The following is an 11,728-nucleotide window of genomic DNA, read 5'->3' on the forward strand; positions in this document are numbered from 1 at the left end:
GCACTTCCTCCTTGATGTTTTTTCTTAAAGTTAGGATACTTAGTACGACCAGCAAAGAAATTGGTAAAAGCTGTTTGTAAATGTCTTAACCCTTGTTGTAAAGGTACACAGCTTACTTCATTGAGAAATTCTAATTCTTCTTGTTTTTTCCAATCGGTTAGCATTGAAGAGGTTTCAGTATATCCTACTCTTTCTTGCTTTTCGTACCATGCTTTTGTTCTGAGATGGAGAGCTTTATTGTAAACTAATCTTACACAGCCCAAAGTGCGCCGCAATAGCGACTCTTGTTCTGGTGTGGGGTAAAATCGAAACGAGTAGGCTTTTTCCATGGGGAGCATTTTAGCATATATTCCGTAAATGTGCTAATATTTAACGGTAAAGCCGTCGTAGAACGACGGGGTTTCAGACCCAAATTTTCGATGAAGAGAGAACAAGTTCCCTCAAACCTTAACCCAGTCAGAAAGTCATCGTTGTCAATAATCACTTTTTGCCCTCAAATGGACAAAAGTTGACCCCGGTCCACCTTAAGCAGTACAATAAAAACCTTGAGTGACCCCTTAAACAAAAAAAACATCATGGCACAAGGACAAGGATTCGGATTCGGTCTCGGTAAGATTAAAGAACTACAAGACGCTTTCCAAAAAGCGCAACAGGTGCAACAAGGGGCTAAAGTTCTGCAAGAAGAACTGGAAACTATGGAAATTCCAGGCGAAAGTGCAAATGGCTTGGTGACAGTCTATCTCAGTGGCAACCAAGAACCCCGGGGTATTGAAATCGACCCTTCTCTCCTCTCCCAAGATCTGGAGATTGTGGCTGGGTCTATTCTAGAAGCGATGAAAGCCGCCTATGATGCCTCCACGGAAACCATGCGCAGCAAAATGGAAGAACTGACCATGGGTTTAAATATCTCCAGTATGTAATCGCTTTTGACCGCAATGGTAAGATGTAAAGTTGGACTAACAAACAAGGAGGTTCAACTTTGCTGACTTTGGGTGTCAATATCGACCATGTGGCCACAATTCGCCAAGCGCGTCAGACCGTGGAACCGGATCCCGTGGCGGCGGCAGTTTTGGCCGAAATCGGTGGTGCTGATGGCATTACCGTTCACTTGCGCGAGGATCGTCGTCATATCCAAAATCGCGATGTGCGGCTCCTCCGGCAAACGGTGCGGACTCATCTGAATCTGGAAATGGCCCCGACGGAGGAAATGATCGCCATTGCTCTCGATATTAAACCCGATTATGTCACCCTTGTCCCCGAAAAGCGCCAGGAAGTGACCACGGAAGGGGGGATCGATATGCTGGGCAATTTTGACCGTTTTTGTCGGGTTGTAGAGCGCCTGCAATCGGCTAATATCCCCGTTAGTTGGTTTATTGATGCCGATTTTGCCCAAATTCAAGCGGCCGCTAATACGGGGGCGAAATTTATTGAACTCCATACCGGTCAATACGCCGAAGCACAACAGGAGAGCGATCGTCAAGCACAATTAACAATTCTTAAAGAAGGTTGTGAATATGCTTCCTCTCTGGGTTTGCGGGTGAATGCTGGTCACGGTTTGACCTATTGGAATGTTTATGCCGTCGCCTGTTTGCCCAATATGGAAGAATTGAACATTGGTCACACAATTATCAGTCGTGCGGTTTTGGTCGGGTTGGAACGGGCTGTTAGGGAAATGAAATTGGCTATGCGTGGACAATTGTAAAAGCCATCAGCTATCAGCTAATCTCCCGACTAACGAACAATTACACTGAAAAATTAAAGGAAAGATGATGACAACTTATTATTATTTGGTAGCCAGTCAAAAGTTTTTAGAAGAAGAAGCGATCGAAAAGGAAGTTTTGAAGGAAAGAATCAGGAATTATCAAGAAAAAGGTCAAGAAATTGATTTTTGGTTAATTGCCAATCCAGCTTTTTTAGATACTCCCGCTTTTGCCGATATCAAAAAGAAAACTCCCCAACCGGCAGCGGCGATTGTTTCTCTCAATCAACAGTTTATTACTTGGCTAAAATTGCGTCTAGAATACGTTATTACCGGACAGTTTGAAGCTCCTTCCGATAGTATTCCCGAACCGTTAAAATAGGGCTTGCTGAGTAAATCTAAAAACCTTGTTGGATAACGCTTTTAGACTTTTTTTCCCTCAAAAAGTGCCGACCATTGGAGTGATCGGGGGGAAAATTCAGGTACTTTTTTCCTGAAAATTAGGTAATTGACCACCTGAAAATGAGTAAAACCCCACACCCCACACCCCACACCCCACACCCTGCCACCACCGAAAAACTTTTTCAGCATACCCTAAAATAGTCCCTGTGGAGGGAAAATTGCTAGTTTTTGTCTGTGGAAGAAAATGCAGACGAAGCAATGCTCACCAGCTGACTTTGCCTTGGAGCTTGCTAATTTTTCCCTGACCGATTCCCGATACTCGATCCAAATCTTCTAGGGAAGTAAAGGGTTTTTGTTGCCGGGCTGCGATAATTTTTTCGGCTAATTTGCCACTGATACCGGGTAAACTATCTAGTTCTTCTCGCGTGGCGGTGTTTAAATTAATTAAGCGATCGCTTTTAATTGTTACAGATTGGGGGCAGTTTTTTCTATCCTGTTCGATCCGATTTTTAATAGTTTCCGGCAGTCCTAATTTAGCGGTACGGTAAAGATATTGAAATTCTCGATCAAAATGAGCGGCAACGGTGGGATTATCGATAATAACTAAAGCTTCATCGTTTTGGTGGTTAGCAGCTGCTGACCAATTATGAGAACCAGTAATCACAATTTTATCATCGATTAAACCGAATTTATGGTGTAATTTATCTCCCGCCGCTAGAGCGGGAACTCCTAGGGTATTAATTGGGTTTTGCCAAGGCTGATTATCTGGTTCATAACGACATTTATTACTGAGAGCAACTCCTAATAAATCTAATCCTTCGCTATAGTATCGGAAGGCAAAACTAGGATCAATTAAAGCTTTAATTTCTATCCCTTTTTGATGTCGTTGGGCGAGAATATTAGCTAGAGGCTGTTCCGTCAGGACAAACAGGGCTAAATTCACGGATTTTTCAGCTTTATTTAAAGTTTCACCGATCAGACCATTGCTAGTAATTGCCCAGGGATAAGTGATAGAATCGGGGGAAAATTTCACCGTCAGACTACTATTACCGATAGTAATTTTTTGCGGTTTTCTCTGGGGTTTATCTGACCCAAATTTAGGCCGATCTTCCCTTCCCCACATCAGATTAAATTCTTTTTGAAAAACTCTAGCTAGTTGGGGATTATTAATCACTAATAAGTGATTAGCATTACCGATAGTTTCGGGATTAGAAAAGTCTCCATGAATATCACTTAAGGTATAGTTAGCTGAACTAATTAAAGTAGTGTGATGATCAATAACCATGAATTTATGGTGCATTAAACCACTACCTTTTGAGCGATCTGCCCTATCATCAATTAGGGGAATACCAGCTTTTTTGAGGATAGTAATTGCATCTCTTTGGGCGATTTCTTCTGTACTTAATTTACCATCTCGATTTAGATCAACTAAGTCAAAAAGGTTTTGATAACGTTCCTGTTCTCGATCGCTTAATTGTTCTTGGTTTTTGGCTAAACTATTAATAGGTTGATTGTAAATATTTTCGAGAATAACCCTAACTTTAATTCCCTGTTGCTGACGAGCAACTAAAGCTTGAGCGATGGCGGGTAAACGTAACTCTTGCACCGCTAGATCGATCGAACTTTTTGCCGAGTTGATATTATCAATAATAACCTGTTCTAAATTATCCCCTGGGCGATTAATTTGGCGATAGGGATCGGTATAATTTGAACCCTGGGCTTGATTATAATTAAAATAGACTTGAATATATTGATCTTGGGGCAAGGGTTGGGGACGATTTTGGATAACATTCAGAGAATGACAGCCACCCAAAAGAAAAACTGTTCCTAACAAAAATCCTAACTGTCCCATAGTCCGAATTTTTTTTAATCTCAATTTATCTATTGCCATTTTTGTCCACATAATTATCATTATTCTAGGATTCAGGAAGGAATTTTTAGCTAAGAAGGTTCTCGGAAATCGGTATGTACTAAATTGATTATAATCAATCCTGATTCTAGATTGAAGACGATGACTTTGTCCTTGATTGCTTAAATCGCTGACCAAAGATGTGACATCTAGTTAGGGAATTTTGTTATAATCTGGGGAACAATAGCACTGTTCTTCTAGATTTGGGTTTTACCATGACTGAACTTTTACCCCAATGCAGTAATCTGGCTGGTAATGTTAACAGTATAATTGAACTATTCAAAGGCGAATCCTCTCTCCGCAATCAACAGGATACCAGCAAGATAGAAATTGCCCTACAAAAAGCCATTTCTCCCAAATTTGAAATCGTTTTTGCCGGTGCTTTTAGTGCCGGGAAATCAATGTTAATCAATGCACTTTTAGAGCGAGAATTGCTGTATAGTGCCGAAGGACACGCAACAGGTACAGAATGTTATATTGAGTACGCAGAAGCTGATGAGGAAAGAGTGGTTTTAACCTTTCTCAGCGAAGTAGAAATTCGTACTTTAGTCGATACCGTTTGTCAAAATCTGCAATTAACCAATCCTAGTAACATTAATTCCCCCGAATACTGTAGTCAGTTAAACCAATACTGTCAAAAAATTATCGAACAGGAAGGAGGAGAAGGCAAATCCGAGCGAGCTAAACAAGCTCAGGGTTTAAAATTATTAATTGAAGGATTTACTCAAAATCGTGAGCGGATCCATACGCTGCATAATGCCACCTATTCCATGGAACAATTTCACTTTTCTAATTTAGCAGAAGCGGCAAGTTTTGCCCGTCGTGGTAGCAATAGCGCCGTCTTAAAACGTCTAGAATATTACTGTCATCATCCTCTCCTTAAAGATGGTAACGTTTTGGTAGATTTGCCCGGTATTGATGCCCCAGTCAAAAAAGATGCCGCCTTAGCCTATCGTAAAATAGAGCATCCTGATACTTCGGCAGTGGTTTGTGTTTTAAAGGCTGCTTCTGCGGGAGAATTAGCCACAGAAGAAACGGAATTACTCGAAAAAATTCGCTCTAATGCTGGTATTCGTGATCGAGTTTTTTATGTTTTTAACCGCATCGATGAAACCTGGTACGCAGCCCAACTAAAACAGCGTTTAGAAAACCTGATTCAAAGGCAATTTCGTGATACTTCCCGCCTCTACAAAACCAGCGGACTTTTAGGGTTTTATGGGTATCAGGTGAAAAATCAAACCAATATTAATCAGCGTTATGGTTTAGATTCTATCTTTGCCGAAAGTGTTAAAAATTTAGGAGGAGAAGAAGAAACACCGCAATTTGTCAGCGAGTTTAATAACTATTGTGCCAACTCCGGTAAATTACTGGCAACTCCCTTTAAAGTTTCCATCCACGGTTATGAAACTCCTAATAAAAATTACTTCCGAGTTTTAAGCGAGTGGGGAACCCCTTTACTAGAGCAGTTAATTGCTGATAGCGGTATCGAAGAATTTCGCACGGCAATTACTCGTTATCTCACGGAGGAAAAGCGTCCGCAATTGTTTGCTAATTTAGCCGATGATTTACAATCTCTCTGCATCACTCTCAAAAATCATTATCAAGGGATTTATAGTGAGTTAGAAAGTCAACCACGAGAAATTGAGGCGATGAAAGCTCTGGAGTTAAATCACCTCAATCAAGAGTTAAAGGAAGTGGGAGAGAAATTAACTAAACATATCGATGGTTATGTCAATACTGTCGTGGTTAATAGCGATGAAAACTTTGAGGAAGACTTTAAGAAACTGAAAGCGAGAATGGTATCAAGATTGGATGAGTTATTAAATACTTTTTCTGTTAAAAATGCTTACTCGCAAGCGACTTTAACCCATCCTCGCAATGCTACAGCACCTTTATTAGCAGTATTAGTGGAAGCTTTTTATTATCTATCTAACCAGCTAGAAGATGTGTTAATTGAGGAGTCAAACAGTTTAATTAGTCGCTTTTGTCAGCGTCTTTTAGATGCGGTAAGACAAGGTGATTATTATCGACAAATTTACCGATTATTAGGCAATGATGGCCACCTAGAAATTCAGCTAAAACAGCTAGAATTGCAGTTAATTAATGCCTTGATTTCCGAAGCAAAGACCGAGTGTGATCGCTATGTACGAGAAAATCATAATTTTTACAACGAAGGCACTTTTTCGATCTTTCAATTTCGGCAAACTGTGCAACAAACTGCCCAAGGTTATGACTGTGAAAGTATTCTTGCTGCCGAACCTGCTATCCGTCAATTACTTAAGTTAGATTTTGAGCCAAAAGTATCAGCAACAATTCATAAAAACTTCCGCCAAACTGTTAATAATACTCTGAAAAATCAATTGATACCAATGGCAAAAAAACAAGCGGATACTATTCTACAACAGTTCAATCAAGCTCGTTCTTATCTAGAACAAACTTTAGAACAGGAAGCGGCGGAAAAAATTGCTAATAATGCCCGCAAACAGGAAGAAATTCACCAAAAAATTGAGGATTATAACCAAGCGATAAACTCTCTCAATACTTGTTTAACTGCTATGGGTTTACAGAAAAATCATTTACCTGTAATTGGTGAACAAGAATTAGAGATTGTCCCTGAAGTTGTTAATCACTCCAGCAATTATTAATATGGGGGAGCGGGAAGTGGGAAGCAAGAGGAAACAATCCATCTATTAAGTAGTCGTGCAAAATAAATTTCCCAGTGAAGAAAGGCCCTCATGCAAAAGGCAAGAGGCAAGGGGGGGTTAGATATGTGTAATTAATTTTGCTTAGGTACTTAAAAACCGATTTGGTGTCAAAGCAAAAAATTAATTAAAATTAAAACTCATCGGGGGATAAGCGATCGAAGTCTTGTTATCCTTAAACTGGTAGGTTTCGAGATTTTTCTAGGCTCGCAGCTTAACCCGATCAACCGATAACCGATAGAGGGGTGCAGAATGGGAGAATGGTTAGATTTTACCGATGAAGTGGTCACTGTTAATGGCAAAGGTGAGGAAATTAAACGGGAAAAAGTCACTAATCGAGGTTATAAATATTTTTTAAGCAAAAAAACCTTTTTAGAAATGATTTCTATCCCTAGCGGTCAATACCTCATCGGTGCGCCTAAAAGCGAGTTAGGCTGGAAATTGAGTCAAAGTCCCCAATCTCTGGTTAATGTTAAAGCTTTTTGTCTGAGTCGCTACCCAATTACCCAACGACAATGGCGCGAGGTGGCAAAATTAGAACCGGTAAATATTGAACTTAATCCCTATCCGGCCCATTTTGAAGGCTATGATCGCCCCGTAGAACAAATTAACTGGTGGGAAGCGGGGGAATTTTGCGATCGCCTATCCCGTCTCACCGGACTCAATTATCGTTTACCCGCAGAAAAAGAATGGGAATACGCTTGTCGGGGAGGAACATCAACCCCTTTTCACTTTGGCCCGACAATTTCCACTGATTTAGCCAACTATTCCGGGGTGGACTGGGATTATGGGGGGAAAGTGTGCAGTTATGGTCGTTATGGGGAAGGTTCCCTAGGCTGCGATCGCCGAGAAACCACACCGGTAGGAATGTTTGCCGTCGCTAACCCTTTCGGACTCTACGATCTACACGGAAATGTCCGGGAATGGTGTGCAGATTACTGGCGCGATAACTACGAAGCGGCCACAATAGAAGATAGGGACAGACGAGTTTTACGCGGGGGTTCCTGGAATGACGGCCCCAACAAATGTCGCTCGGCCTACCGAGTCAAATTTCTCGCTACTGCTGGACTCTATGATATCGGTTTTCGTGTCGTTAGCGATAATTCTCCTTCAATCTGAAAACCGATCATCGAAACCAGGCAAAATCACGGCTATCGCGCCGCGCAAACCCATATTAATCCCCAAACCATTAAAACCAGCGCTTATCCAGCCGATTGTATCGCGCTTAGTCGTCTGTAATCCGTACCCGCGCTTAGCACCCAGAACGGAAAAACATTAAGGTTATTTTTTCTAGACTCCTTATACCCGGTGATTATTCCAATGAGTTTTGCCTATCTACTTCTGATTAGCATTCTATCCCTGTTCTTAACCTTCTCCCTTGGCTATTTAGGTCTACGATCACTCTCGCAGTGGTCGATTGATCGCTGTCTAGCTCTAGCTGGTGCCTGGGGAATCGCCTTACAGTCGGCACTCGCTTTCCTGAACTTTCTCCTCGGATTTTCTGGAAAAACTTTTCTCGTCGTCGCAACGCTCGGTTTATTCCTGCTCTTTTTCGCTCTACTCCTCCGAAAGCCAAAGCGCGAGGAACAGAGAGGACATTATCAATGGATTTATTTACCGCTACTCTTGTGGCTCGCTCTGCTAGGAATGCAATTGTTTGTTTTACTCTACAGTGGGGCAGGTTACTATGGCGACTGGTGGATGCACTACGACATCGCACGAATTTATCTAGGAACACAAAAATTAGATACCGTTTATTTTGAGATTTATAATGTCACATCTCGCACGCCATTATTTAACCTATTTTCTAGTTATTACCTAGGTCTATTTGAAGAGAGTTTTAGCATTTATCAAATCCTGAGTATTTTACCCGGAATCGCTCTGGTGACTCTGATTCCTCTGTTCCTCCGCCCGTCCTTAATTCCGTTGGCTTTTTCTCTTGTCGCCTTCAGTCCTTATTTTAGTAATATGATTAGCTATCCCTGGCCGAAAATCCTCGCCACGGTTTATATTTTGGTCAGTTTTTATTTTTATCTCGACATCCGCCATAACTGCCGATCGAGATTATATTCTGTATCGGGACTCGCTTGTGGTTTAGGTTGGGGATTGGCTCTTCTCAGTCATCCTTCGGCGATTCTCTACGTCATCGCTCTGATCATCGATAATCTCTGGGTCAATCGTCATAATCTGCCCCTAGTGGCCCGTCAAACTGGTTTTGCCCTCATCGTGGCGATCGCTATTTGTTTACCTTGGTATTTATGGGGAATCTCTCAATTCGGTCTCGCTTCTCTATTTTCTACGGCGGCAAGAACTACAGGAACTGCGACGGCTTTCGGCAGAATTATCGACGCAATCAATAACAGTATTGCAACCATTTTCCCGCTAGAACTTATCGAAGCGGTCACCAAGCGGATCGTTCACGGGCCGGGATCGGGGGGAGAATATCATGTGTTACGCTATCAACTGTGGAATTCTTGGTTTAGACTCTATTACGGTATTTTCTCCGGTGCCTTAACTCTCACCCTCCTCGCGGTTTTGGTGGTCGGTTTCTGGCAACGGGTTTCGGGAAAGGTTCGCTCTCATCCTCTCTTTCCTCCTTCTTTTCTAGTCTCGGTATTCGCGATCGGATTTTGGGGAGGCTGCTTTTTACAACCCGGATACCATCGACGTGGGGTAGTCGGGGAGAGTATGACACCGCTCGTAGTTCTTTTATTCTTCTTTGCGGTCGAATATCTGGCCACGTTACCAGCAAGGGTTAAACAAGGGGCTTTTCTGACGGTCGTCCTAGAATTTTTCTTATCCCGGTGGATTCACCTACTCTTTCTCGGTACGGAGGGATCGGTGGTTTGGGACGGTAATGCCGATTTAAAAGGGAAATACGCCCTAGTATTCGCGAGGGATATCATCGGTAATTCATCCGGGTTATGGATAACGACGATCCCTCTGATTCTCTTTCTGGTGATCGGCTGGAAAAGTCTATTGATCGATCGCAAAGTGATTTCAACCCACTAATTGTTACTCCTGACTTCTGACTTCTTGAACGCCGATCTCGCCCCTACAATAATATTATTGTGCCAATGGTAGGGGCGTATCGTGGTCAGTGAGTTTATCGAACTGCGTGCGCCCAAAATGTTATATAGATATTTCTCCAAAATTGAGATGCACCCAATTTAGAGATGTTTGTCAGACAAATTTTGAAAATGTACCGATCCTCGATCGAGAGCTAGAATTGATTTTAGAGACAATAAAGGTGATTTAACCAAATGATTGCTAACTTTGACCATAACTATCTTTCCCCGGAAGATTATTTAGCAACGGAGAGAATGGCCAAGGATAAACACGAATACATTCGCGGTCAAACCTACGCCATGGCTGGTGCAAGTAAAGCCCACGGTATGATTATTATCAACTTAGCCACACTTTTAAAAAACCGGCTGCGGGGTAGTGGTTGTCTTGTCTATGCCACAGATATGAAAGTTCGTCTAGAAATAGCTAATAGTTATTTTTATCCCGATCTTGTGGTCACTTGCGACTCGCGAGATAATCGGTCTTTCTCGGAAGATTTTATCCGTTATCCGCGCTTGATTGTAGAAGTATTATCCCCCACTACTGCTGCCTTTGACCGGGGCGATAAATTTGCCGACTATCGTTCCCTTGAAACTTTAGAAGAATACGTTCTTATCAGTCAAGAACGCATCAGTGTAGATTGTTTTCGTCTCAATGATGAAGGATTTTGGGTTCTTTATCCCTACAGCAAAGGAGCAGATATTTATCTAGCTAGTATCGATTTTCACTGTGCGATCAAATCTTTATACGAAGATATAACAGAAATCTGTTAAAAAATCAGATCAGTTTTTTTCTGTTTACTATTTACTTTTTACCTGATTAATGCTTGTCATCCTCTCCGCTATTATTCCAGTGGGTTTTATCATCCTCATCGGTGTGATAGCAGGAAAAATTCTCACTGTTGAAGTGCATTCCCTTTCCCAAATCACGGTGTATATTCTTGCTCCCGCTTTGGTCATTGATGGACTCTATCGCACCACTTTATCCGGCAGCAATATCGGTTTAATTCTCCTAGGTTTTGCTCTTATTTCACTGGTAATGGCGATTGTCGTCGAAATTATCGCCTCTTGTCTTAGTCTCGATGTTGATACCCGCAAAAGCCTCATGGCTGCCGCTGTGATGCCCAATAACGGTAATATGGGTTTACCTGTGGCTAGTTTTGCCCTGGGTGCGGCTGGACTGGAAAGAGCGATAATCTATATGATTGGTTCTAGTATTCTTTTATTTGGTATTAGTCCCGCTTATTTGCGAGGAAAAAGCTTTCTTTCCGGATTTCGCTTAGTTTTTCAATTGCCCTTAGTCTGGTCAATTTTTATCGGCATTAGCTTTCAAACTTTCTCTTTTCATCTTCCCCTGCAATTAGATAAAAGTATTAGCTATCTAGGACAAGCGGCAATTCCTTTGGCTTTAATTATCTTAGGTATCCAATTATCTCAGCAAAAATTAGCGATCGGTAAATTAGAATTATTAGCGGCCTGTTTGCGTCTTTTAGTCGCTCCTCTTTTGGCATTTGCGATCGGCAATAGTTTAGGATTAACCGGTATGGATCTAAAAATTCTCATCCTACAAAGTGCCATGCCCACTGCCGTTAATACCGTCATTTTAGTCACAGAATTCGGTGGTTCGGCCGCTTTGATGGCCCGCACAGTTGTGGTCACTACCCTTGCTAGTTTTCTGACTATTCCTTTCTTTCTTTGGTTATTAAAAGTCTATTTATAGCAGTTATCTTAATGGTGAGGTACGAAGTTTTCGTTTTGGGGAGCCAGTCGTCAGTTATCAGTTATCAGTTATCAGTTATCAGTTATCAGTTATCAGTCATCAGTTCACTGAAAAAAGCTCCCCATCTCCCCATCTCCCCATCTCCCCATCTCCCCATCTCCCCATCTCCCCATCTCCCCATCTCCCCATCTCCCCATCTCCCCATCTCCCCATCTCCCCATCTCCCCATCT

At 41.9% G+C, this 11,728-nt stretch carries 10 protein-coding genes; 8 read left to right on the forward strand and 2 right to left on the reverse strand.

All coding sequences use genetic code 11. The features are described from left to right. On the reverse strand, positions 1 to 329 hold a 329-nt coding region (locus tag EWV84_RS19950; protein ID WP_287079603.1), incomplete at its 3' end, for an RNA-guided endonuclease InsQ/TnpB family protein. A 246-nt stretch (positions 330 to 575) separates the two neighbouring features. On the opposite strand from EWV84_RS19950, the gene EWV84_RS19955 reads away from it, so the two are divergent. The 3 genes from EWV84_RS19955 (at position 576) to EWV84_RS19965 (ending at position 2,081) form a co-directional block, all read left to right on the forward strand. After that, positions 576 to 920 carry a YbaB/EbfC family nucleoid-associated protein gene (locus tag EWV84_RS19955; protein WP_287079604.1) on the forward strand — a complete coding sequence of 115 codons (345 nt, stop codon included), beginning with the start codon at positions 576 to 578 and terminating at the stop codon, positions 918 to 920. A gap of 59 nt (positions 921 to 979) precedes the next feature. Further along, entirely contained in the window at positions 980 to 1,702 is a 723-nt protein-coding gene (locus EWV84_RS19960) for a pyridoxine 5'-phosphate synthase (RefSeq protein ID WP_287079605.1), read from the forward strand. A gap of 67 nt (positions 1,703 to 1,769) precedes the next feature. Further along, on the forward strand, positions 1,770 to 2,081 hold the full coding sequence (locus tag EWV84_RS19965; RefSeq protein ID WP_002797828.1) for an MgPME-cyclase complex family protein: 312 nt from the start codon (positions 1,770 to 1,772) through the stop codon (positions 2,079 to 2,081). Between the two features lie 282 nt (positions 2,082 to 2,363). Here EWV84_RS19965 and EWV84_RS19970 read toward each other — a convergent pair whose 3' ends face one another. Continuing rightward, positions 2,364 to 4,004 (reverse strand): DUF655 domain-containing protein, encoded by a 1,641-nt coding sequence (locus EWV84_RS19970; RefSeq protein WP_287079606.1) that lies wholly within the window; start codon positions 4,002 to 4,004, stop codon positions 2,364 to 2,366. 221 nt (positions 4,005 to 4,225) lie between these two features. Between EWV84_RS19970 and EWV84_RS19975 the strand changes: the two genes are divergently transcribed. The 5 genes from EWV84_RS19975 to EWV84_RS19995 all read left to right on the forward strand — a co-directional run bounded on the left by EWV84_RS19975 (position 4,226) and on the right by EWV84_RS19995 (position 11,497). Continuing rightward, positions 4,226 to 6,655, forward strand: a complete 2,430-nt coding sequence (locus EWV84_RS19975) for a dynamin family protein (RefSeq protein ID WP_287079608.1) — start codon at positions 4,226 to 4,228, stop codon at positions 6,653 to 6,655. Between the two features lie 309 nt (positions 6,656 to 6,964). Next, entirely contained in the window at positions 6,965 to 7,831 is an 867-nt protein-coding gene (locus tag EWV84_RS19980) for a formylglycine-generating enzyme family protein (RefSeq protein ID WP_287079610.1), read from the forward strand. Between the two features lie 201 nt (positions 7,832 to 8,032). Beyond that, complete coding sequence (locus tag EWV84_RS19985) at positions 8,033 to 9,724, forward strand: hypothetical protein (protein ID WP_287079612.1); 1,692 nt, start codon at positions 8,033 to 8,035, stop codon at positions 9,722 to 9,724. Between the two features lie 251 nt (positions 9,725 to 9,975). Beyond that, positions 9,976 to 10,551, forward strand: coding sequence for a Uma2 family endonuclease (locus tag EWV84_RS19990; RefSeq protein WP_286825283.1), 576 nt, complete (start codon positions 9,976 to 9,978; stop codon positions 10,549 to 10,551). 49 nt (positions 10,552 to 10,600) lie between these two features. Then, a complete protein-coding gene (locus tag EWV84_RS19995; protein WP_286825282.1) occupies positions 10,601 to 11,497 on the forward strand; it encodes an AEC family transporter in 897 nt (298 codons plus the stop codon). Positions 11,498 to 11,728 lie beyond the last annotated feature (231 nt).

This window comes from Microcystis sp. M_QC_C_20170808_M3Col (assembly GCF_007095505.1).
In the GTDB taxonomy this organism is placed as follows: domain Bacteria; phylum Cyanobacteriota; class Cyanobacteriia; order Cyanobacteriales; family Microcystaceae; genus Microcystis.

Coding starts and splice junctions, on each gene's coding strand:
- EWV84_RS19965 (WP_002797828.1), top strand. CDS start 1,770: ATGACAACTTATTATTATTTGGTAGCCAGTCAAAAGTTTTTAGAAGAA.
- EWV84_RS19990 (WP_286825283.1), top strand. CDS start 9,976: ATGATTGCTAACTTTGACCATAACTATCTTTCCCCGGAAGATTATTTA.
- EWV84_RS19975 (WP_287079608.1), top strand. CDS start 4,226: ATGACTGAACTTTTACCCCAATGCAGTAATCTGGCTGGTAATGTTAAC.
- EWV84_RS19995 (WP_286825282.1), top strand. CDS start 10,601: ATGCTTGTCATCCTCTCCGCTATTATTCCAGTGGGTTTTATCATCCTC.
- EWV84_RS19985 (WP_287079612.1), top strand. CDS start 8,033: ATGAGTTTTGCCTATCTACTTCTGATTAGCATTCTATCCCTGTTCTTA.
- EWV84_RS19955 (WP_287079604.1), top strand. CDS start 576: ATGGCACAAGGACAAGGATTCGGATTCGGTCTCGGTAAGATTAAAGAA.
- EWV84_RS19970 (WP_287079606.1), bottom strand. CDS start 4,004: ATGTGGACAAAAATGGCAATAGATAAATTGAGATTAAAAAAAATTCGG.
- EWV84_RS19980 (WP_287079610.1), top strand. CDS start 6,965: ATGGGAGAATGGTTAGATTTTACCGATGAAGTGGTCACTGTTAATGGC.